This is a genomic window from Halorubrum sp. SD690R, from assembly GCF_005435035.1.
GTDB lineage: Archaea > Halobacteriota > Halobacteria > Halobacteriales > Haloferacaceae > Halorubrum > Halorubrum ezzemoulense.
Window position 1 is genome coordinate 14,597 of record NZ_SGTV01000013.1, and the last position, 22,839, is coordinate 37,435.

Sequence of the window (22,839 nt, forward strand, 5' to 3'; positions counted from 1 at the left end):
GTATCGTGTCATGTGCGTGTGTCCGTGTTCTTGGGTGGTGGGTCGCCCGCGCTCGATCCCGACGTGGAGCGGGCGAGCGGGCGACAGCGATCGGGGCGAGAGCGGTTAGATCGGGCGGTCGATGTGCGTCCCGTGGCCGCGCTCGCCGACTACCTCGCCGTTTTCGTAAGCGACCTGTCCGCGGACGACCGTATGGGTCGGCCACCCGGTCACGTCGCGTCCCTCGTATGGGGAGTAGTCCGCGCCGCTTTGGAGCAGTTCGGGGGTCACCGTCTTCATCTCGTCGAGGTCGACGATCACGATGTCGGCGTCGGTTCCGACCTGAATTGAGCCTTTCTTTGGATATATATTGAACGCTTTGGCGGTGTTCGTCGACGTCACCTCGACCGCGCGCTCCAGCGAGATGCGTCCCTCGTGGACGCCCTCGGAGAGCATGAGCGGGAGCAGCGTCGCCGACGAGGGGAAGCCGGGGAGGCTGTCCGGCACGTCCTCGCCGACCTTGTCGTCGCGCAGGTTGGCACAGTGGTCAGTGCCGATACAGGAGATAGTCCCGTCCGCGACCCGGCTCCATAGCGTCTCCTGGTCTGCCTCCGACCGGACCGGCGGGTTGACGTTGTGGCGCTCGTCGCACTCCTCGGTCGTGAGACAGAGGTAGTGCGTACACGTCTCGCCGGTGATCTCCCAGCCCGCGTCGTGGAGCATCGCCAGTTCGTCGGCGGTCCGCCCCGCCGAAACGTGGACCGCGTAGAAGCTGTCGTCGTAGTCGTGTTGGCGGGCCAGCGACCCGCTCGCGGTCATGCTCTGTGCCTCCGCGTAGTCCGGGAACTGGTCGACCAACACGTCGTAGCCGCGGTACTCTTGGTCATCGTCGACCGCGGAGTCGAGGTATGGGTTGTCTCCGAGCGCGCTCGTGATCTCCATGTTCTCGGAGTGGTGGCCGAGCGTCGTGGGCGCGTCCTGGGCGGCGAGTTCTTGGATGAACGCGTCCGCCCAGTCGTCGTGCATCTCCGAGTCGGTGCCGAACTTCTCGGGCGCGACATCCTTGTAGTTCTTATACCATTTAAACGACGTAATGCCCAGCTCCTCGACGATATACGGGATTTCCTCGATGTGTTCAAACGAGAGCAGCCCTAACGAGAAAAAGTAGTCGTGGTAGTAGTTCGGCTCTGCCTCGGCGAAGTAGCCGTCCATGATCTCCTCGTAGGAGCCACCCCGCCGGAAGTAGTTCCCGATGGTCGTGACGCCGCCGACGAGGTCGGATCGCGACTCCGTCTCGGCGTCGGCGTCGAGGCCACGGTAGATCCCGTGGTGGGTGTGCGGGTCGATGGCGCCGGGGAGGACGTGTTTCCCTGTGGCGTCTATCTCCCGGTCGCCGGAGAGGGTCCCCGGGCTCGCGATCGCCGAGATCGTCTCTCCGTCAGCGGCCACGTCCGCCTCGAAGACGCCGAGTTCGGGCGTGACGACCGTACCGTTCGCGACGACGAGGTCGTGGTCGCTCATGCGTCGATCCCCTCCACCCACGACTCCACCTCGTCGCGTTCGAGCACCTCGGCGTACTTCATCCACAGGTCCATCAGGGCGATCTTGTGGCTCGCCTCGATCCGGTCAAACAGACACTCCTGTGGCAGGACGACGTTAAAGCCGTTCTGTTGGGCGTCAATCGCGGTCGCGCGGACGCACCCGCTCGTGGAGTTACCGACGATGATCACGGAGTCGTGCCCGCCCCGGACCAGCCGCGAGAGGAGGTCGGTCCCGTAGAAGGCGGAGGCGTACGACTTGTTTATCACCGTCTCGCCCTCCTCCGGCTCGACGGCCTCGACGATGTCGAGGTCCTCGTGATTGGGGTCGTCGTAGCTCGACGGGACGACTCGCGTGTACGTGACGGGAACGTCTCGCTCGCGAGCGAACGCCAGGAACGGCTCGATGTGGTCGATCGCGTTCCACGCGATCTCGCCCATCGCGGTGCGATACTCCTCGACGGCGTCGAGGATCGGCTCGTCGGCCCCGACGACGAGTCGCTGCATGTCGATGACCAGGACCATCGGATTCGTGCCCATCCCGCGGGACTCCCACGAGGACGCGCCTTCCTGGTCGTACCCGGCCGCGGAGATGACCTGCTTGTCGCGCTCGGTGAGCAGGTCCTCCCAGATGCGTTTAGTCATGTGAACGAGTGGCAGTATGTCGAGCAGTCTGATAATTCTGTGGGTGGGTGGAGGCGGGACTGCGGGTCGGCGGCTACCGCGAGGGCGCGAACGCCGCCAGCGTCCGTTCGACCCACTCCCTGTCGCTCCCGGCGGGCGCGCGGACAATCGGGAGGTCGACGCCGATGTCGCGGAGGTGAGCCAACTGCGCGCGCGCCTCTGTCGGCGTCCCGACGACCGCGAGGCGGTCGAGGAGCCCGTCGGCGACCGCGTCGGCGCCGGCTTCGAGCGAGGGGGCCGCACGGACCGCGTCGACGACCTCTTCGTACCCCGCCTGTTCGGCGGCGCGGTCATAGTACCCCGGAATGTCGCGCAGGTAGTAGGCGACGTGTTCGGCCGCGGCCCGCCGTGCGCGCGCCGGGTCCTCGTCGACCGCGGTCAGCACGTACATCGCCACGTCGATTTCTTCCGGATCCTTGTCCGCGCGGGCCGCGCCGTCGGCGAGCCACGTCAGCGCCTCCTCGAACTGCGAGTCTGGGTAGAGGTTCGGCACCCAGCCGTCGGCGAACTGCCCGGTGAGGCGGACGTTTGCCGGCCCTAGCGCGCCATTGTAAATGGGGATCGACGCGCGTTCCGGCTCGAACGCCTCCCAGAACGCGGTCCGAGACGGCGAGAAGAACTCGCCGTCGAACCCCTCCGGGTCGCCGCACAGATACCGGCGCACCAGCTCGATGTACTCGTCCATCCGGGGCAGCGGGCGGTCGAAGTCGGCCCCGTGGAACCCCTCGACGACGCCGGGATGCGCCACGCCGAGCCCGAGGATCGCCCGCCCAGCCGAGTGCGCGTCGAGGGTCGCCGCCGCCTGCGCGATGGCGGCTGGGGTGCGTGAGAACACGTTGACGATGCCGGTCGCGAGGCCGATTCGGTGGGTGTGGACCGCCCAGCGTTCGAGTTTCCCGAATGCCGACTTCCCCTGGCCCTCGGCGGCCCACGCGCTCTCGTAGCCGAGTTCTTCCGCGCGGACGACGAGGTTGGGCTCGTCGCGCAAGGCAAAGAGGACGCCGATGCGATCGGTCGTGTCCGCGTCGCTCACGGCTTGACTACCTCCTCGACCGCGAGGTCGTTGTACACGTCGAGCCGGGCGATCGCGCCCTCGTCGACTTCGTACACGTCGACGTACCGCACGTCCTCGAAGGGCTCGCCGTCGTTGTCGACGCCGTGGAGCGTCCCCTGGCTGACGACACGGTTCCCGGCGACGGTCCAGCGACCGAACGCCTTGCCGGCGCGCTCGTACCGCGGTTCAAGGAAGGCGAGGAACGAGGCCGCGGCTTCGGGCCCTGAGAACCGTGCGCCGGGGACCGTGATCACGGCGCCGTCGGCAAACAGCTCGCCAACGGACTCGCGTTTGTCCGGGTCGGACATCCGCTCGAAGAACTCCTCGACCGTCTCGCGTGGCGTTCGGGCCATGGTTCTCATACACACCCAAAGAGATATAAATGAAACCATAATGAACTTGAGTGCCGGTCAGCAGTCGTCCACGTGGGTCGCCAGCGGCGCGGACTCGGGGGAAACGCGGTAGGCACACGAACGGCGACACCCCACAGACCGGTAGATTTACGCGACATGGTTTCGAGTGTCATGGTATGGAGTCGCCCGATATGGAGCCGCAGCAGCGGACGTTAGACGACGCGAGCGCGGAGGTCGTCTCGGCCGACGAGGTCGAGTTCAATGTCGAGACTGACGTGCTGGTCGCTGGGGCCGGCGGATGCGGGCTTACGGCGACGCTCGCGGCCTGCGAAGCGGAGAACCTGACGGTCACGCTCTTAGAGAAGAGCGCCGAGGTCGGCGGCAACGCCGCGCTGTCGACGGGGATGATTCCCGCGGCCGGCACCCGCTTCCAGCGCGAGGCGGGGATCGAAGAGGAGCCGGCCGACATGGCCCGAGACATCTTGGAGAAGAACAGCCACGAGGCCGACGCGGAGTTGGTCGAGCACCTCTGTGAGAGCAGCGTCGACCTGGTCCACTGGCTCGTGGACGACTGGGATATCTCGTTGCATCTTGTTGACGATTTTAAGTACCCGAAACACTCCGAGTATCGGATGCACGCGCCGCCGGGACGCAACGGCGAGAACCTCGTCGCCGAGATGCGCGACCGGATCGAAGCGCGGGAGAACACGGAGTTGCTGACGAACACGCCGGTGACGAAGCTGGTCGCGAGGGGCGGCGCCGTCGAGGGCGTTGTCGCCGGCGCGGTCCGCGAGGAGGCGATCCAGGCGGACAAGGTGATACTCGCCACCGACGGCTTCGCGGGGAACCGGGAGATGGTGCGCGCGCACTGCGAGGACGACATCGCCGACGCGCTCTACTACGGCTCCGACGGCAACACGGGGGATGGGATCCGCTGGGGCGCCGAACTCGGCGGCGCCCTCGCGTCGATGGACGCATTTCAGGGGCACGCGACCGTCGTCAGCGGGACGGGCGCGCTGTCGACGTACGCCGTCGTGATGAACGGCGGCGTCCTCGTCAACGCCGACGGCGAGCGCTTCGGGAACGAGTCGAAGGGGTACTCGCAGTTCGCGGTCGACGTGGTCCGTCAAGAGGGCGGCGTCGCCTACGAGATCTTCGACGAGCGCATCTTCGAGCGTCTGCAGGGCGAGTTCGACGACTTCGACCGGGCCGTCGACCTCGGCTCGTACACGAGCGCCGACACCGTCGAGGCCCTCGCCGCCGAGCTCGGTTGCGACCCGGAGGCGACCCGCGAGGCGGTCGAGTCGTACAACGCGGCCGTTGAGGCGGGCGAGCCGGACGAGGTCGGCCGCGAGGACGGGCGACACGTCCTCTCGGCTCCCTTTTACGGGACCGAGGTGACCGGCTCGCTGTTCCACACGCAGGGAGGGCTCGTCGTCGACGAGCACGCACGGGTGCTCCGCGAGGACGGGTCGACCGTCGACGATCTTTACGCCGGCGGCGGCACCGCGACGGGCATCAGCGGCCACGGGGCCGCCGGCTACCTCTCCGGGAACGGGCTCACGACCGCGATGGGATTCGGCCGGCTGGCCGGCGTGCACGCCGCCCGGGCGCTCAGCGAGCAATCGTGACGACGAGAGAGACGGCCTCGGCGCTGTCGTTCGCCGGTGACACCGTGCTGATCACCGGCACGGCTCGGGGTATCGGTCGTGCCTGCGCGGTCCGCTTCGCCGAGCGCGGCGCGACGGTGGTCGGCGGCGACCGCCTCGACCAGTCGGAGACCGTCGGGGCCTGTGCGGAGCTTACAGGGGATTTCGAGCCGGTAGACGCCGACGTGACTGACCCCGCGGCGGTCGCGGCGTTAGTCGAGCACGCGGCGGACACCGGGCGCATCGACGCGGTCGTCAACGTGGCCGGGATCGTCGCCCGCGAGCCGATCGAGACCCACGACGGCGAGCCGTGGGCGCGCTCGATGGACGTCAACCTCACCGCGCCGTTCCGGATCGTCCGCGAGGCCGCGCCGCACCTGCGCGAAACCAGCGGCACGATCGTCAACGTCTCGTCGATCTACGGACAGATCGGGGCGGCGGAGCGCGCGGGCTACGCGTCGACGAAGGCCGGACTGGATGGGTTGACGCGGGCGCTCGCCGCCGAACTGGGCACGGACGGCGTCCGAGCCAACGCCGTCGCGCCGGGGTTCATCGAGACCCCGATGACCGCGCCGTACGCCGAAGACGACGCGGCGCGCGAGCGGTTCCGCGGGCTCGCGGCGCTTGACCGGCTCGGCGAGCCGACGGAGGTCGCGAGCGTCGTCACCTTCCTCGCGGGCGACGCGGCCTCGTTCGTCACGGGCGAGACAGTCCTCGTCGACGGCGGGCGGGCGACTGTGGAGTGAGCGGGGCGCGCCGGCCGGAGTTTGGCGCGTCGCCGCAAAACGAGAGCGTGTCAGTACCAGTCAACTGCGTGTCACTGACTAGCGGGAAAACGTTTATTCGGACGTGCGGTGACGTTCGGGCATGACTCGCCCAATTTTATCGACCGAGGGGTTGACCAAGCGGTTCGGCTCCCTCGTCGCAAACGACGATCTCTCCGTGACCGTCGAGGCGGACACGATTCACGGGATCATGGGACCGAACGGTTCCGGGAAGTCGACGTTTTTCAACACGGTTACTGGCTTTTACCGCCCCGACGGCGGCACCGTCCGGTTCGACGGGGAAGACGTGACCGACTGGAAGCCCGACGAGATCGCGCGGCGCGGACTCGCGCGGACCTTTCAGATCCCGTCGCCCTTCGAGGATCTCACCGTCAGGGAAAATATGCTCGCCGTGTTCACCGGAGGGCTCCGCTCCGGGGTGCGGGTCCCCGACGAGAAGCGCTCGCGCGCCGACGAACTGCTCGAACTCCTCGATATCGACCACGTCGCCGACCAGGAGGCCGGCGGGGTCTCTGGCGGCCAGGAGAAACTGCTCGAACTCGGGCGCATCCTGATGCTTGAACCGGCCTGCGTGATGCTCGACGAGCCCACCGCGGGCGTCAACCCCTCGCTGCGGAACCGCTTGCTCGACCACTTGGAGACGCTCAACGACCGCGGCACGACGTTCGTGATCATTGAACACGACATGCGGGTCATCGCAGACGTCTGTGACCGCGTGACCGTGTTCAACCAGGGACAGGTCCTCGTCGAGGGCGACTTCGAGTCGGTGACGAGCGACGAGCGCGTCCGCGACGCGTACCTCGGGGGCGCGGCCGACCACGACGCGTCGCTGGAGACGCTCATCGAGGAGGAGGAGGAGACAGGGAGCGCCGCCGTCGACGACGCGGCCACGGACCCGACGCCGGCCGCCACCGGCGGCGCGGTAGCTACCGGGAGTGCGGGCGCGTCGTCCGGGGTCGCGGCGACGGGCGCCACGGCAAGTACGGCGTCCGCGCGCTCCGAGGTCGGCGCGGCGTCCGACGGGGAGTCGTGGCTCGTCGGCGAGAACCTCGTCAGCGGCTATGGGAACCACCGCGTCGTTGATGGAGTCTCGGTCGAGAGCAGGGACGGCGTCACCTGCGTCTTCGGGCCGAACGGGTCGGGGAAGTCGACGCTTTTGAAGACGCTCGCCGGGGTCGTCCCCGCGTGGGAGGGGACAGTCAGGCACCGCGGAACCGACCTGACCGGCAACAGGCCGGCCGAGAACGTTCACCGCGGGGTGACGATGCTCCCGCAGGACGGCGGCATCTTCGGCAACCTCACGGTCCGCGAGAACCTCCTTCTCGGCGGGTACACCGTCGACGACGGGGCCGTCCGCGAAGAGCGGTTCGACGAGGTCCTGTCAGCGTTCCCGGAACTGGAAGGCAAACTCGACGAGAAAGGGCAGTCCCTGTCGGGCGGCCAGCAGATGATGCTCAGCTACGGGCGCGCGATGATGACCGGCGCGGAGGTGTACCTCCTTGACGAGCCGTCGAGCGGGCTGGCTCCCTCCCTCATCGACCAGGTGTTCGAGATGACCCGGCGGCTCGTCGAAAGCGGCGCGCAGGTGGTGCTTATCGAACAGAACGTCCGCGAGGCGCTGCGGATCGCCGACTACGTCTACATCTTGGCGCAGGGGCAACTCCAGTTCGAGGGGACGCCCGACGACCTGACCGACGAGGACGACCTCGTGGAACTGTACCTTGGGCTGGACTGACGCCCCCCGACTCGTTTCCTCATCCGTCGTCTGTCTTGCCGCCCGGCTCGCCGGATGTACTCGTGACCACCGCGAGCCGCGGAACTAATCAGAATCTTTCGTAACAAACTATATGTGTACCCGTATCACACAAGGGATATATGGGAGACAATCCCGCAGACCGTGTCAGTAGACGCTCGTTTGTTAAATACAGCGGCGCCACCGGCGTCACCGGTGTGCTAGCCGGCTGTAGCAGCAATGGTGGCGGCGGCGGGGGCGACGGGAGCGGCAGCAGCGACGGGGGCGACGGGAGCGGCAGCAGCGACGGGAGCGACGGGAGCGACGGCGGCGACGCGCCCGACGAGGTGATCATTGGCTCGAACCACCCGCTGAGCGGATCGCTCAGTAACACCGGTGAGCGGATGGATCAGGCAGTCAAACTGGCGGCGATGATCAAAAACGAGGCGGGCGGCATCGAGTCGCTGGACGGCGCGGAACTCAGCGTCATCAGCGGGGACAACGAGGGGGCACAGGAGCTCGGCGGCGAAGTCGCACAAGAGCTCATCGACGAGGGTGCGAGCGTACTGACCGGCTGTTACTCCTCGCCGGTGACGAGCGCGGCGACCCGGACCGCGGAGAGCGCGGGCGTCCCGTTCGTCATCTCGGTGTCCGTGGCCAACTCGATCCTCCAGGAGACGCAGCTCAACTACGCGTACCGGCCCCAGCCGCCGGCGAACCAGATGGCGGTCGACCACGCGCGCCTGCTCGCCGACGCAATCCGGAACGCCGGCGAGGAGATTGAGACCGCGGGCCTGTTCTACATCGATATCAGCTTCGGGCAGTCGGTGCGCGACGCGCTCCGCGAGGAGCTCCCTGCCAACGATATCGAAATCGTCGCCGAGACCGCCTACGAGCCGGGCGACACCGCTGACACGCAGGTCACGACGCTCCGGGACGCAGACCCGGACGCGGTGATCGCAACCACCTACCGGTCGGGGACGATCGAACTGGTCAACGCGATGAACAACCAGAACTACCAGCCGAAGTACGTCACCGGCTGCTCGAACGCGGCAATGAACGATGTCAGCGCGCTCGAAGAGATGGGCGACACCGTCGAGGGCGGGTTCGCGAACAACTTCGCGCTTGACCCGACCTCCGACGCTGCGAGCGAGGTTCAGTCGCGCTTCGAGTCGGAGTTCGACACCAGCTTCGACGCAAACGTTGCGATGACGTACGCAGCAACCGAGGTCATCATCGCGGCGATCGAGGAGGCGGGGTCGGCCGACCCAGACGACATCAACAACGCGTTAGGGGAGATCACCGTCGAAGATCACATCGCGGCGATGCCGCCGATCACTTTCGCCGACAACGGTGAAAACGAGAACTCGCTCGCACCGCTGTTCCAGATCCAAGACCTCGAAGACCGCGTCGTCGCACCCGAGGAGTTCGCTGAGACCGACGTGCAGTTCTGACCCACATGCTCTCTTCGTTTTTCCTTGACGCCTGCGGTCGAGAAGCGGCTACCGTCGCCGGGGCTCTCGACACGACCGCAGCGCCGGTCGTTCTCGGGCTCTCACTCCCATCTCCGACGATCTTCGCCCAGTACTTCGTGTTCGCCGTGTTGCTTGGGGGGATATACGGCCTCGTCGCGCTCGGGCTGACGATGATCTTCGGTGTGATGGACGTGATCAACTTTGCGCACGGCGCGCTGATGGTGGTCGCGATGTACACCGTGCTCGTGTTTTCGGACGCTACGGGGCTTTCGCCGTTCTTCGCGATCCCCTTCGCCGTCATTTTGCTTTTCGGATTCGGCATCGTTATCTATCGGTCGACAATCGCTCCCATTATCGACGCGCCACAGGAGAACCAGCTCATCGTCACCTTCGGCGTCCTGCTGATCCTCGTCAGCGGCGTCGAGATGCTGTTCGGCGCTGACCCCCGACAGCTGGGACTTGATCTCGGCTCGCTTGAACTCTCCGGGGTGTTCGTGCCGCGGGGACAGCTGTACGCGCTCGTCATCGCGCTCATCGCGCTTTCGGGGACGTGGCTATTCCTCCAGCGGACGATGCTGGGCCGGGCTATCCGCGGGACTGCCGACAACCGCGACGGCGCGCAGTACGTCGGGATCGATGTCCCACGGATCGACGCGCTTACGTTCGGGATCGGCGCCGCGTTAGCCGGGCTCGCAGGAGCGGTTATCCCCCTTTTTCAGTCGTTCACGCCGGCGCTCGGCGATCAGTACCTGATAAACGCGTTCGTCGTGGTCGTGTTAGGCGGGCTCGGTTCGTTCCCCGGCGCGTTCGTCGGCGGGCTGATCATCGGCTTCATCCAAGTGTTCGGACAAGCGTACTTGGGCGGATCAACGTACCAGATCGTGATATTCCTCGCATTCATCCTCGTGTTGCTCGTGAAACCGGAAGGACTGCTCGGAGGGAGCGCCGATGAGTAACGCGCTCTCCCGCGCCGTCGAGCGATACGGCGCGTTCCGAGACGAGTGGTACGCGCTCCCGGCGTTGGTCGCGGTGAGCCTCCTCGTACTCGCCGCGATGCCGTTCCTCCGGCAGTTCGCGCTGTTCGGGGTCGCGCCGCTCGGGTGGCTCAGCCTGAACATGCTCATCATCACCCTCGTCTGGGCGACGACCGCGCAGGCGTGGAACATCATGTCCGGGTACACCGGACAGTTCTCGTTCGGGCACGCCGCATTCTTCGGCCTCGGCGCCTACACGACGATCATACTGACCGGGAACTTCAGCATCTCTCCGTGGATCGGGATGCTCCTCAGTAGCGCCATCGCAGCAGTATACGGGCTTATCATCGGCGCGTTGACGTTCCGATACGACCTGGAGGGCCACTACTTCGCGCTGGCGACGCTGGCGTTCGCGGAGCTCTTACGCTACGTGTTCACGAACGTCCCGCAGCTCGGCGGCGCGAGCGGCTTCTTCCGGCCGCTCGCGCGTGAGTACGCCGACGGACCGGGACTGGTCGCATTCCAGTTCACCGGCGACCTCCCGTACTACTACTTGATTCTCGGGTTCCTGACCGTCGTCACCGTCGTGTCGCTCGCGATCAACCGATCGCAGCTCGGCTACTACCTGTTCGCGATCCGCGAGCGGGAGCAGGCCGCGGCCGCCATCGGGGTCCCGACGTACCGGTACAAACTGCTGGCCGTCGCCGTGAGCGCCTTCTTTACCGCGTGGCCCGGCGCGTTCTGGGCTATGTACTTCAACACGATCCGCCCCTCGACGGTGTTCGACCTGCTCGTCAACGTCGAAATTCTCCTGCCGGCCATCGTCGGCGGGGTCGGCACCGTCCTCGGGCCGATCGTGGGGTCACTAATCGTCATCCCGGTCGGCGAGTTCGTCCGACAGTCCTTCGAGATTCCCGGACTGAACAACGCCGTCTACGGGGCCATCCTCATCGCGATCGTGTTGTATAGCCCGAAGGGCGTCATCTCGTGGCCGTCCCGGTTCGTCGAGCTGCTCCGGACGCGCACCGGCCTCTTGGACGACGATGCCGCCTGAGCCCGAACGCGAGCTGGCGACGTTCGCCGCGGAGCTCGAGACGGGCGCGATTCCCGACCGGGTCTGCGACCGCGTGGGGCTCACCGTCGCCGACACCCTCGGCGCGATCGTCGCGGGGTCGACCGACGACACGGTCGACGCGCTCGCGCGGCGCTGGACCGACGGCATCTCGGGCGGAGCGACGGTCATCGGCGCTGACAGCGGCGAGACAGTCCCGCCGCTCGCGGCGCTGTGTAACGGCGCCGCGGGGACCGTCCTCGAACTCGACGAGGGACACCGGTTCGCCGCCGGCCACCCCGCGATTCACGTGTTACCGGCACTCTTGGCCGACGCAGAGATCGGGTACGGCGACAGCGACGCGTTCGTGCGCTCGTTCGTCGCGGGGTACGAGGTCGCCGTCCGAACCGCACGCACACTCGGCACGCTCCGGTCCGGGTACCACCCGCACGGCGTGTGGGGCGCGGTCGGCGGCGCGGCCGCAGTGGCCCGCTCGCGCGAACTCGACCCGGAGACGACGCGGTCGGCCATGGCGATCGCGGCGAACTACGCCCAACACACCCGGTTCGAGGCCGCGACGGAGGGCGCGACCGTGCGGAACGCCTACGCGGGCATGAGCAACCTCGCGGCGCTGGTCGCCGTCGATCAGGCCGAAGCCGGGTTCGGCGGCCTCCGGAACGGGGTCGCCCGGCACCTCGAACACGCTGCCGCGGGCGACATCGACGAGTCGGCCCTCGCCGCCGGGCTGGGCGATCGGTGGGAGATCGAACACGGGTACTTCAAGATCCACGCCGCGTGCCGGTACACGCACCCGGCGCTGGACGCCGTCGCCGCGCTCGAAGCCGAGGTGGACCCGAGCGCGGTCGAGTCGGTCCGCGTCGAGACGTACCCGGCGGCCGCGCGGCTGACGGAGCCGCGGCCGCGCAACCAGCTACAAGCGAAGTTCTCGATCCCCTTCGCGGTCGCAACGGCGCTGCTTCGCGGCGACTCCGGGCCGCCCGCGTTCACGGACGAAGCGATAACGGCCGAGGCGATCGCCTTAGCCGAGCGCGTAACCGTCGCGGTCGACAACAATATTGCCGCCCGCGCTCCCGAACAGCGGGGCGCCCGTGTGACGGTCGAGACCGCGGACGGGCGACGGTCTCACGAGGTCGCCGCGCCGCGCGGAGGCGAACACAACCCCTTCGAGGAGGCGCGGCTCGAATCGAAGTTCCGGGAGCTGGTCGCGCCGGTAATCGGGGCGGACCGGGCGCACACGCTCTGGGAGCGCGCCAGGACGCCGGCGCCGCCGCGCGTCCTCTGTACGCTCGCGAGCCGGTAGCGTCCGACCGTTTTCCGCGACCGTCGCGTCCCATACGCTTTTGTCCGCGACGCGCGTCCTCAATGTATGGCAGAATCACACACACGTGAGTGGGAGCGAGCCGTCGGCGACTTCCTCGCGGCGCCCGTCGACGCGACGGCTCGGGGACACGGCCGGGCGGTGGTCGCGGACGTGCTGGCGGCCGCCGTGGCCGGATCGGCGGCGCCGGGCGTCGCCGGGGTCGCGACGGGCGCGTCGTTCGCGGCGGGCGACGCGACGATCCTCGGGACAGACCGGCGGGTCGCCCCGCCGCAGGCCGCCATGACGAACGCCGCGGCCGCCATCGCACAGGAGGTGGAGGAGGGCCACAACACGGGCGGCCACGTCGGTGCCGGGATCGTCGCCGGGGGGCTCGCGGCCGCGGAGGCGAACGACGTCGACGGCGAGACGTTCGTCGACGCGTGTACGAAGGCCTACGAGGTCTGCGTGCGCCTCGAACGGGCGATATTCGCGATGAAAGCCCAAATAAACGACGCGATCCCCTGGCTCGTCCGGAACCCGCACTCGACGTGGACGACGGTCGGGCCGGCGGTGACGAGCGCGCTCTGTCTGGACGCGACCAACGAGGAGCTGCGCGAGACGTTCCGGATCTCGGCGAACCTCGCGGTGGTTTCGATGCACGATCCGTACGCCGAGGGGCCGACGGCCCGGAACTTCACCGCGGGCTTTTCGGCGCAGGCCGGCGTGACCGCGGCGCTCACGGCGATGGCGGGGGTCGAGGGCTCGGAGTCGGCCATCGAGGCGGTGTACGACCCCTTCGAGGAGCTGCTTCCGGAGGGGTTCACGAGCCAGTTCGAGACGCTCGGAGAGGAGTGGGCGGTCGCGGAGCACTACGTCAAGCCCTACCCCTCCTGCCGGTACACCCACCCGCCGCTCGACGCGCTCCGCGAGGCGATAGACGGGCGAGATGTCGATCCGAGCGCCGTCGAGTCGATCACGGTCCGAACGTTCGCCAACGCGACCGACATGGCACACGCCGCGCCGGAGACGTTGACCGCCGGGAAGTTCTCCGCGCCCTACGTGCTGGCGACGTACCTCTGCCGGGGCGGCGTCGAACTCGACCACTTCACCCCGGCGGCGCTGGCCGACGAGACGGTCAGGGGCGTGGCCGCGCGCGTCGACCTGCGCGTCGACGACGGGTACGAGGCGGCCTTCCCCGAGTCGTGGGGCGCGAGCGTCGCAGTCGAACTGCGTGACGGGACCACGCTACGCGGCGCCCGCGAGTACCCCCGCGGCGACTACCGAGACCCGATACCCGAAGCGGCGTACCGAGAGCGGAACCGAAGGCTGCTGGCGCACGGGCTCGGTGCGGGCGAGACCGGCGACGACGAGCGCGTCGACGCGGCGCTCAACGCCATCGACGCCGTGGCGGAGCGACCGGTTCGGTCGACGATCGACGCGCTCAGCCTGTAAAGCAGAACGAACGTTTTGGCAGCCAGAACGGACGCGACAGATACATTACCCACCCGAGCGATCGGCTACGTATGACACGCGACGACACACCAAACGCGGCGTCGGTCGGAGCGACAGAACGGTCGTTCAGCATCATCGAACAGTTGGGCGAACGCGGCGGGTGTGGGGTCTCGGAGCTGGCGGAGTCGCTATCGATATCGAAGAGCACGGTACACAACCACCTCCAGACGCTCCGGAGTCTGGGGTACGTCGTACAGGACGGCGACGAGTACCGACTCGGGCTACAGTTCCTCGGGCTCGGCGACCGCGCTCGCCAGCATCACGATCTGTACCACGTCGCCAAACCCGAGACGGACAGCTTGGTCGAGGCGGTCGGGGAGCGCGCGCAGGTGATGGTCGAGGACGACGGCGTCGGCATCTACATCTACCAGTCGCTGGCTGACCAGGCGGTGCGGACGGACTCACACATCGGAACCGTCGTCGACCTCCACGCCACGTCGGTCGGGAAGGCATACCTCGCACACCTCCCTGACGACCGCTTAGACGAGGTTCTGGAGGCGATCAGCTTCACGGAGCAGACGCCAGACACGCTGACCGAGGTCGAATCGCTCCGGGCCGAACTCGACGAGATCGCGGAGCGCGGGTACGCGTTCAACGACGAGGAGCGAACCGTGGGGATGCGCGCGGTGGGCGCGCCGATCCTTTCCGCGGACGACGACCGCGTCCTCGGCGCCATCAGCGTCTCGGGACCGACGACCCGGATGAAAGGGACGTGGTACCGCGAGGAGGTCCCCGAGATGGTGACACAGTCCGCACAGATCATCGGAATTCGGGCGACATATTCGTAGTGATTCGGGAGAGCAGAATGACTGTTCGATTAGCTGTCTCTGCGGGCGTCGACATCGCATCGAGCGTTCGAGAGGCATGCTATTACAGTTGTACACGTGTAATGGATTGAACTACCCGTGTCGTGGAAACCGACGAGATAAAGTTCGTTGCTGAGGGGCGGGTGTTGACCGTTTTCGCAGTAATCTACCAGCTTAAATTATTATATTAAAATACAACATAAACAGATGATGATGGCGCCGTATCCCCGCCCTGCTCCGCTCTTTTCAGTCGTTCCGTTGAGGGTGGGGGCTTAGCGTCTATATCCAGCGAAATGACAGAGACGCAGGCTCACACCTCGTCGTCGGACGTCGGGTCGCTCGCACAGCCGCATCCCCCCCGGCGGATAAGTTCGCTCACCGGGGCGTCGGTCCCGCAGTTCTGACAGACGGCCCGTACATCAATGAGGATGTCGTAGTCGGCGCGGTCCAGTTCGTCCGCGTTCGCGAGCGCGGTCAGCGCCGACTCCGCCACCGCTGACGTCCGGCCCTGAAGCTTCTCGACGGTCTCGACCTTCCTCTTAGCGATGTCCTCGCTCGCGTCGGGGAGGCTCGCCTCGCGCTCCTGTGTGAGGTACGTGTGGATCGCTTGGTGGGTGACGAAGTCACTAGTGACCTCGTCAACGTCGACACCCTCACGCACCAGGCGTCGACGCGCCCGCGTCGCCGACGAGCCAGAGTTGCCGCGGATCGCTTCGTATGTGCTCGATACGTCGACTGAGAGCGACGAGACGCCGACCTCGCCGAGGGCCGCCCGCAACACGGCCTCATTGAACTCGTCGGCGAGGTCGCGCAGACTCGTCCGCTCACCCGATTCGCCGGTCCACGCCGCCTCCAAGTTCGCGCCCATCCCGTCGAGGTCGTACGCCCGGATCACCCGCCCCACCTTCGTATTCACGCCGCTCGCTGCCGTGGTCATAGCGGTAGTTCGACGTGAAGGGTTACAAAAACATCGGTGAGCCGACGCGATATCCGAGGCCGACGAGGCTCGCCAAAATAACAATCCGTTTATAATCGCACATAATTTTGTAGTTGTGCGTGCGGTCAAGGAGTCGCGGAACCGACGACGAGCAAGCTTGAAGATGTTTTAAAAGGCTGTTTCGGCCGTCAGTCGATCTGTTCGATGTAGTCGTGCTCGTCGGGTAGGGCGGCGGTGTCGCCCGGCAGCAGCGCGGCAACGAGGTAGTCGGCGTGGGTCCGGAAGTAGTCGACGACGCGCGCGATCCGGTCAGTGTCGATCGCTTCAAGGGAGTCGAGCAGGATGAACGGGACCGTCTGGTGAACGTCGTGGACGAGATAGCCCGCGAGCGCGAACACGAGCCCCGCCACCTCGCGTTCGCTCTCGGAGAGGTGGTCAACCGTGTCCTCGTAGGCCGTCCCGTCGGGCGACGAGCGGACGATGTGGAGGTCGAACCGGGTCCGCGTGACCTTGCGGCGCCCCTCGCGGACCTCAGTCTCCCGGGGCTCGATCCAGATCCGGTCGAGGTTCTCGTACTCTAAGATGTCGAGCACCGTCTCCATGTGGTCATTGAATCCATCGACGGCGTTCTGCTCGATGCGGTCGACGCGCGTCCGCAGCTCGGTGATCCGCTCGGCCAGCTCCTCGCGTTCGGCCTTCAGGTCCTCGCGGCGCTCGATCGCCGCCTCACGGTCGTCGATCTCGTCGTCGATCTCGTCGATCTCGTCTTCGAGCCGCTGGATCCGGAGTTCGATCCCGTTCGCCTCGCGGTGGAACTCTAACGCCTCGTCGTAGCCGTCAACATCGATCGATTCGGCCTCCTCCTCTAGCTCCTCGATCTCCGCTTCCTTCGACTCGATCCGGTCTTCTAAGTCCGCGATCCGCGACTCGGTCGACTCGATCTCCGTCCCGACTGCGTCGAGCCGCTCCTCGGCGCGCTCAATCTCGCGTTGGGCCTGCTGGATCGAGGACTGTCGGTCGGTGAGATCCTGGATCTCCGTGCGGATCTCGTTGCGCTCGTCGAGCTTGTCGGAGCGGAGTTCCCGCAGCCGGTCGAGGGTCGCCTCGATCTGCTCGGTCTCGACCTCGGACCCACAAGTCCAACAGACTGTCCGATCGCCCCCGGTCAGCGCGGCGGTCGGATCGTCCTCGGTCGTCCCCTCGTCGACGTCGAAATCGATCTCCGAGTCGCCCACCATGTCCTCGTTGAAGCTAATGACGCTGCCGAGCTCGTTGATATCGTCGTCGAGCGAGCGCTTCCGGCTGCGCAACTCGTCGATGCGGCCAGCCAACCGGTCCGCATTCCCGTCGGGTTCCTCGGCCGCCTCGACCGTCTCTCGGAGCTCCTCGCGCTCCGCGTTCAGCTCCGAGAGCGTCGAGCGCTCAGTCTCGAGGTCGAACTTGAGGTCGTCGAGCTCGGACCGGGCGTCCCGGACCCGCTGGAACGCCTCCTCCATCTCTTGTTTGCGCGTTCGGCTCTTCTCGACGCCGGCGTCAAGCTCGTCGAGCTTCTCGCGGACCGACTCAAGCTCCGCTTCTGCCTCTTCGAGCTCTCCGACCTTCTCGCGGCGGTCCGCTTCGAGGTCGGGTAGGTCGCGTTCGAGGCTGTCGAGCTGCTCGATTTCGGACTCCAGGTCGTCGCGCTCGCGCTTACACTCGCGGATCTCCGCGTCGATCGCATCGGTGTCGATCGGGCGCATGATGATCTCGCGGAGGTCGTCGCCGCGCGCGACGGCCCGCCGCGCTTCATTGTCCTCCAAGAGGAACGCGAACAGGTCGGCCAGTTCCGGGTCGTCGAGGTAGGGGTCGCCGCCGTACGAGACGGAGTCGCCGCGGCGCCGTAGCGTTCGCGTGTACGTCTCGTCACCAAGTTCGAGGGTCACCTCTCCCTCCTCGGCGTCGCCCTTCAGCGAGCTCTGGCGGCTGCCAAGTCCGGCCATCAGCGCCTGTAGGAAGGAGGTCCGGTTCGTCGCGTTCCGCCCGGTGAGAACCGAAACGCCGTCGGAGAGCGTTACCGACGCCTCGTCGATGCCGCCGATATTGTGGACATCGACACGAACAGAGTGCTTCGGAAGTTGAGCCATTAATTTAGTCAGAGAACGACACTTATGCTATTAAATCTGTCTTTCGGCCGAGTGGTCGGCCGCGCGTCGCCCGGGGCTGCCGGCGGGAGGCGCAATTTTGGTAGAGGTCGCCGACCCGCAGGTGGTACGAGCGACCTGTCGGGGTGTCATCGGCCCGGCGACACTCGCCGGGGTCGAGGTCGAGATCGTCGATGGCGCGTTGGTGGTCGTCGTGGCGAGGCTCGAAGCAGTCGGCGTCGGTGGGTGTGTCTGCGAACATAACGGTTTGTCGGGCCACCCCTCGGAGGAGCCCTCGTCTCCGGGAGAGAGCGATAATGTCACCGGCGACGGGTGCCGATCAGAGGGGGGCTGTCGTCGTAGCGCAAAAAAAGAGGCCGCCGGCTGGCCTCACTCCGTGCGGGGCTGGAAGCCGTCGGTGAACGAGCGGAACTCGTCTGCGTGAGCGACGAGCCATTCCTCCATGCTGTACGGGGCCTCAACGCTCTCGACCAGCGCGAGGTGGTCACCGTTCGGGAGGGTGTGGAAGTCGTCGTCGCCGTGACTGGCCGGTGCGCCGAGCGTGCAGTCACTGTGGACCTCGCGAAGAGGCGTCCGGATAGCGTCCTCGGTGTCGTGGTACTCGGAGTGGGCCGGGACGACCATCCAGAGCTTGCTGTCGATCGCGTTGTAGTAGACCGCCACCCGGTCGTTCCGGATGCCGATGAGCGAGACGTGGCTGGTGGAGGTGGAAGCGCCACGGCCCTCGTGGATGGTGTCCGTCCGGGAGCGGAGAACCTCTGGGTAGTCGTCGACGCCGAACCACTCGCTGTCCGTCTCGAGGAAGCACTCCTCGCAGTTCGTGAATTCGCCAATCCAGTAGGCAGTCTCGTCACTCGGAATGACGTGACCGCAGTCGGCAGTGTGGTTGGTGTCGGTGCTGCTGTCGTGGGAGTCGGTGTTCGTCGTCATGGTTGTCGGTCAGGCCACCCCCTCGGGTAACCCTCATCTCCGGCTGAGGGAAATAATGTTGCCCTGAGTCGACCGCCCGTTCCGGGGAATGCGGGGAGTCGATCCCGTCGCGGGAGCGGGAGGCCGCGGCCCGCTGGGGACTGGGTCCGTGGGCGCAACGCGTGTGGAGCGAAGCGACCGCGTGATGCGTCCGCGTGGTCTGGCCGCGGCCGATAGCGGTGGTGGTGGCGGCCGTGCTGTTGCGGGGAGACCTTCTGCGGTAGGGCGGCGATAAGGCGTCGGCGAGAGAGGCAGCCGTCCCGCAGCTACTCCGGATCAGGCCCGACGGTTGGGGAAGTGGCCGACGTCCAGTCGACGTGATTGAGTCTGCGTCGAGGCGTCCTCACCAGCGCAAAAAAAGAGGCCGCCGGCTGGCATCACACCGGCGGGCCGTAGAGGGCTTTGGCGAGGTCGTTGTCCTCGGAGGGCCACGCAACCGCCATCGAGATGAGCCACAGGAAGCTGAGTACCGCGATGCCGACGATCCACACGCCGGTACCGAGGCTGGCAAAGAAGCCCCACGCCAGTCCAAACTCGAATGGCGTTGCGAGCGCCCGGCGGGTCGTCCACCAGATCAGCCACGCACCGACAGCAGCCCCGGCCACGCCGAGGGCAGTCGAGACCACCAGCATCACCGCTTGCCCGACGACTTGAAGCGGCGACAGATGCGAAGCAACTGTCAACAGCCGGCGGAGGCCGGGGTCGTTGTCTCTGTACACTTTCACTGGAACGTAGTTTCTGTCCATGGTTCGTGGGCGTCTCCGAGGTCTCCGTCCCCTTCAGGGGCGAAACCCTCGTCTCCGGATGGGCAAAACAATGTTGCCCTGCGTCGGCCGACTCGTCCCGGAGGTGGCTATCGCCCGAGCGCAAAAAAGAGGCCGGCCGGCTGGACATCCTCACCCGGCGACGTAGACATCCCGGAAGCCGCAGTCGGGGCAGTCCACTTCGTAGTCGGGAGCCCGCTGTTCGTCCGTGGTGACGTCAAGCTGTGTGTCGCAGTCGGGACACGGGAGATCGAGACTGCCGACCGGCGTCGGGTCGGCGATGTCGATCGTGCCGTCGGCGTCGGTGCTGTTCATGAGCAGAGTGCCTCGGTCTGGATCGAGAGGTCGTCAGGCGAGAGCTCCACGTCATCGACGAGGTCGGCCACGATCTCGGCGGCCGCCTCGATAGCCTCCTTGACGTCGAACCCGAGTGTGGCCTCGATGGCCTCGTCGTTGTGGACGACGGTCGCGACGACCGGCTGCTGGGTGTAGACGATCAGGTCTTCCTCGAGCGACTGGTACGGCCCCGTCGAGACGAACTGGCGGGCACACTCAACCGAACAGAAGCCGACCGTCCCGTAGTCAGCAACCATCCCACGGGCGTCACACCCGAGGAGGAGTTTCAGCTGGTCGTCGACGTCGTCGTGACAGTCCTCACAGGCACACTCGATCTCGTCGTCAAGGGTAGTCGTCAGGGTGAACTCGGACTGAGGCGTCGAACCGCGAAGTGTTTCACTCATAGTCGGTTGGTCGGGTCACCCCCTCGGGGGAAACCCTCGTCTCCGGCTGGGGGAGATAATGTCACCAGCTGAAGCGAGGTCAAGACTCGGCCGTAGCCGGTGTCTTCACCACCGTGCTGAACGGTAGGTTAGTAGTTACTGCTAACGTCTCAACCAACCGTCCCATTGGGGCCACCACGAGTGGGGAGTCACAGAGAGTTTCCCCCACTGGTCATCCCCCGAGATCGACCCCGAACAAACCCGGAGCGTTTCCCGTTTCCACTACCGGCTGGTTGCGGTTCCGTCATCTGCCGCAACAAACCCACCAGTCACCGGGCTGTAGCAAGGGGGTCACGACCCCCGCGAAGAAGCCGGTCAGAGGACCCGGCGTTTGCAGTCACTACAGGCGACGTCACCACCCCCGAGACGGGTGGCCGACTCACTCGAGCAGAAGTCGCACCCCTCCGATCCACTCCGGGCATTCATCGACAACAGAGCAGCGAAGACGATGCCGATGAGCAGGGCGATTGCGGTGCCGAACGACGCGGTGAAAACGACGAGTGCGAGAAGCGTATTCATCTTGGGAAACCTCACCGCTGGCCCGGCCACAATAATGCCACCATTGGGTTGGGGCCTGCCGACACTCCGTCCGAGTTAGGACCGGTTCATCTCACCGTGTTGAGACAGAACGAGGCCCCACCGGAGGTGGGTGGCTCGTGGACGCCATTCTGTATGCCAGATTACTGAGAGATTCTCGGTGGGGATACTGGCGATGACTCCCGCCAAGAGGGAGTCGTCGAGGTGGGGGCAACCCACCAAGCAGAATAGTGACCAGCTGTCCCCGAGGCGTGTCGGTCGCGACCACTGTTGGTGGGGTGGACCCGACACCGTTCGGTCCCCGTCGGCTGTCAGACTCGAAGCGGTCACCTGCCGTGTCTGTGGTGGTGGCGTTCCGTCGCTGATGACGGCCGACAGCGTCATCATCAGAATACTGAGAGGTCTGCCTCGCTGTGGATCCTGATCGTCGGATCCGAGCCGATGCCCACCGATGGTGAAGCGGCGACTGGTCGCCGCGTCTGTGGTCTCGAGGAGAGGCGGTGTCGATGCCGACTGGTGACCACGTCGTGACCCTCGGCCGGGAGACGCCGCGAGTCGAGATCGACGAGTCGAGTCGCATCGACAAGCCCACCCGGACGAGGGGATCAGTGGAGTCGGTCACCGACGTCGGAGGTGAAAATCCCGCCGGGGTCGAAGCCGTTCCACACGGCGTGTGACCGTGGTGATGGTGACAGCCGGTCGGCGTCTGAGGTAGGGCCGACTGTCGGCTGACGCATCAGGTTCCTGAAACAGTCACCACAGCCACGACTCGGCGGTGAGAGATTAGTCGACAGTCGATGTGTTGAGGGAGTCTCTCGTCTGTGGATCAAGGAGTGTGTCGACGGCAGTCGACTGGTCCCCAAGGGGACTGTCCCGGTGGTGGTCATCGACCGTCAGGAGATGGGAAGTCTACCGAGACGATCGTGGTCGTCGAGACGACGAGTCGTGTTGCGTCCGGGGTCCACCTGACCCGTGGAGAAGTGTCCTGAGACTATTTCGAGATTCTGAGAGGATTCGTGAAACAGAGTGTGTCGATGAGGCGGTGGCAGTGTCGACCGCCGTGTAGTGGTGTCCTGTTCTGGTTGGCCGACTGCCCTCTGCGGTCAGTCTCGATCATGGTGGGCATCCAGCTGGTGATGCTTCTGTCTGAGGTCCTGTCTCTCCATGTCCCCTTCAGGGGACTGCTGGGGTGATCCCGGTTGCCTGCTGTATCAGGCATCTTACTCTTGGCCTTCTGGCCTGAACACCCCCACCCAACGGGGGTATATCGTACCTTTTCAACACGCAGCGGCTCAAATTGGGGGTGTTCTGAGCGGGTGAAAATAAGTCGGTCTCGAAAAACGGCTGAAACGGCTTTCTAGAACACGCTCAGGTATGCGAGCGAGTCATATTTGATTGAGCGATGATTTTGGAGTGGTGACCCCCTGACCACCCGTCACGTCTTGCGGTTTTGGAGTGTGGTCAAGGGGGGTGGCTACAGCAGGGTAGATCTGACCCAAATTAGCCCCCCGTCTGGTTATTTTCACGTTTGATCTTGGATCTATCCAGATTATTATGCTTTTGAGCGTAATAAACTCATGATAGGGTCAGCTAATACCCCCTGACCACCCGTCACGTCTTGCGGTTTTGGAGTGTGGTCAAGGGGGGTGGCTACAGCAGGGTAGATCTGACCCAAATTAGCCCCCCGTCTGGTTATTTTCACGTTTGATCTTGGATCTATCCAGATTATTATGCTTTTGAGCGTAATAAACTCATGATAGGGTCAGCTAATACCCCCTGACCACCCGTCACGTCTTGCG

Annotated in this window: 21 protein-coding genes; 10 read left to right on the forward strand and 11 right to left on the reverse strand. The window is 65.8% G+C overall.

Features of this window, described 5'->3' with window-relative positions; translation table 11 throughout:
• Positions 1–105: 105 nt before the first annotated feature.
• The 4 genes from EXE41_RS09640 to EXE41_RS09655 all read right to left on the reverse strand — a co-directional run bounded on the left by EXE41_RS09640 (position 106) and on the right by EXE41_RS09655 (position 3,608).
• Positions 106–1,500, reverse strand: a complete 1,395-nt coding sequence (locus EXE41_RS09640) for a dihydroorotase family protein (protein ID WP_137690843.1) — start codon at positions 1,498–1,500, stop codon at positions 106–108.
• Entirely contained in the window at positions 1,497–2,162 is a 666-nt protein-coding gene (locus tag EXE41_RS09645) for an isochorismatase family protein (protein ID WP_137690844.1), read from the reverse strand. Before EXE41_RS09645 ends, EXE41_RS09640 begins: the two co-directional genes overlap by 4 nt.
• A 73-nt stretch (positions 2,163–2,235) precedes the next feature.
• Entirely contained in the window at positions 2,236–3,234 is a 999-nt protein-coding gene (locus tag EXE41_RS09650) for an LLM class flavin-dependent oxidoreductase (protein WP_137690845.1), read from the reverse strand.
• On the reverse strand, positions 3,231–3,608 hold the full coding sequence (locus tag EXE41_RS09655; protein WP_137690846.1) for a nuclear transport factor 2 family protein: 378 nt from the start codon (positions 3,606–3,608) through the stop codon (positions 3,231–3,233). Before EXE41_RS09655 ends, EXE41_RS09650 begins: the two co-directional genes overlap by 4 nt.
• Positions 3,609–3,799: 191 nt before the next feature.
• On the opposite strand from EXE41_RS09655, the gene EXE41_RS09660 reads away from it, so the two are divergent.
• The 9 genes from EXE41_RS09660 (at position 3,800) to EXE41_RS09700 (ending at position 14,895) form a co-directional block, all read left to right on the forward strand.
• The gene (locus tag EXE41_RS09660; RefSeq protein WP_137690918.1) at positions 3,800–5,239 is read left to right on the forward strand and encodes an FAD-binding protein; all 1,440 of its coding nucleotides are present in this window, start codon (positions 3,800–3,802) and stop codon (positions 5,237–5,239) included.
• Positions 5,236–6,003, forward strand: coding sequence for an SDR family NAD(P)-dependent oxidoreductase (locus EXE41_RS09665; protein WP_137690847.1), 768 nt, complete (start codon positions 5,236–5,238; stop codon positions 6,001–6,003). Before EXE41_RS09660 ends, EXE41_RS09665 begins: the two co-directional genes overlap by 4 nt.
• 121 nt (positions 6,004–6,124) lie before the next feature.
• A complete protein-coding gene (locus tag EXE41_RS09670) occupies positions 6,125–7,777 on the forward strand; it encodes an ATP-binding cassette domain-containing protein (RefSeq protein ID WP_137690848.1) in 1,653 nt (550 codons plus the stop codon).
• Positions 7,778–7,917: 140 nt separating this feature from the next.
• Positions 7,918–9,228 carry an ABC transporter substrate-binding protein gene (locus EXE41_RS09675; RefSeq protein ID WP_137690849.1) on the forward strand — a complete coding sequence of 437 codons (1,311 nt, stop codon included), beginning with the start codon at positions 7,918–7,920 and terminating at the stop codon, positions 9,226–9,228.
• A gap of 5 nt (positions 9,229–9,233) precedes the next feature.
• Entirely contained in the window at positions 9,234–10,205 is a 972-nt protein-coding gene (locus EXE41_RS09680; RefSeq protein WP_137690850.1) for a branched-chain amino acid ABC transporter permease, read from the forward strand.
• A complete protein-coding gene (locus EXE41_RS09685) occupies positions 10,198–11,277 on the forward strand; it encodes a branched-chain amino acid ABC transporter permease (RefSeq protein WP_137690851.1) in 1,080 nt (359 codons plus the stop codon). Before EXE41_RS09680 ends, EXE41_RS09685 begins: the two co-directional genes overlap by 8 nt.
• Positions 11,267–12,595, forward strand: coding sequence for an MmgE/PrpD family protein (locus tag EXE41_RS09690; protein WP_137690852.1), 1,329 nt, complete (start codon positions 11,267–11,269; stop codon positions 12,593–12,595). Before EXE41_RS09685 ends, EXE41_RS09690 begins: the two co-directional genes overlap by 11 nt.
• Positions 12,596–12,661: 66 nt before the next feature.
• A complete protein-coding gene (locus tag EXE41_RS09695) occupies positions 12,662–14,047 on the forward strand; it encodes an MmgE/PrpD family protein (RefSeq protein WP_137690853.1) in 1,386 nt (461 codons plus the stop codon).
• A 71-nt stretch (positions 14,048–14,118) separates the two neighbouring features.
• On the forward strand, positions 14,119–14,895 hold the full coding sequence (locus EXE41_RS09700; protein ID WP_137690854.1) for an IclR family transcriptional regulator: 777 nt from the start codon (positions 14,119–14,121) through the stop codon (positions 14,893–14,895).
• A gap of 328 nt (positions 14,896–15,223) precedes the next feature.
• On the opposite strand, the gene rdfA is transcribed toward EXE41_RS09700, so the two are convergent.
• From rdfA to EXE41_RS09735, 7 genes are all read right to left on the reverse strand, one after another.
• On the reverse strand, positions 15,224–15,850 hold the full coding sequence (gene rdfA / locus EXE41_RS09705) for a rod-determining factor RdfA (RefSeq protein WP_137690855.1): 627 nt from the start codon (positions 15,848–15,850) through the stop codon (positions 15,224–15,226).
• A 188-nt stretch (positions 15,851–16,038) separates the two neighbouring features.
• Positions 16,039–17,973, reverse strand: coding sequence for an archaea-specific SMC-related protein (locus EXE41_RS09710; RefSeq protein ID WP_137690856.1), 1,935 nt, complete (start codon positions 17,971–17,973; stop codon positions 16,039–16,041).
• Between the two features lie 22 nt (positions 17,974–17,995).
• A complete protein-coding gene (locus EXE41_RS09715) occupies positions 17,996–18,232 on the reverse strand; it encodes a hypothetical protein (protein ID WP_137690857.1) in 237 nt (78 codons plus the stop codon).
• A 128-nt stretch (positions 18,233–18,360) separates the two neighbouring features.
• Positions 18,361–18,921: a hypothetical protein gene (locus EXE41_RS09720; RefSeq protein WP_137690858.1), complete on the reverse strand. Its 561-nt coding sequence runs from the start codon at positions 18,919–18,921 to the stop codon at positions 18,361–18,363.
• Between the two features lie 416 nt (positions 18,922–19,337).
• Positions 19,338–19,706 carry a hypothetical protein gene (locus EXE41_RS09725; RefSeq protein ID WP_137690859.1) on the reverse strand — a complete coding sequence of 123 codons (369 nt, stop codon included), beginning with the start codon at positions 19,704–19,706 and terminating at the stop codon, positions 19,338–19,340.
• A gap of 150 nt (positions 19,707–19,856) precedes the next feature.
• Positions 19,857–20,039 carry a hypothetical protein gene (locus EXE41_RS09730; protein ID WP_137690860.1) on the reverse strand — a complete coding sequence of 61 codons (183 nt, stop codon included), beginning with the start codon at positions 20,037–20,039 and terminating at the stop codon, positions 19,857–19,859.
• Positions 20,036–20,464 (reverse strand): hypothetical protein, encoded by a 429-nt coding sequence (locus EXE41_RS09735; protein WP_137690861.1) that lies wholly within the window; start codon positions 20,462–20,464, stop codon positions 20,036–20,038. The genes EXE41_RS09730 and EXE41_RS09735 overlap by 4 nt, the downstream gene beginning before the upstream one ends.
• Positions 20,465–21,546: 1,082 nt before the next feature.
• Between EXE41_RS09735 and EXE41_RS19065 the strand changes: the two genes are divergently transcribed.
• A complete protein-coding gene (locus EXE41_RS19065; protein ID WP_158294404.1) occupies positions 21,547–21,717 on the forward strand; it encodes a hypothetical protein in 171 nt (56 codons plus the stop codon).
• The last annotated feature ends 1,122 nt before the right edge of the window (positions 21,718–22,839 follow it).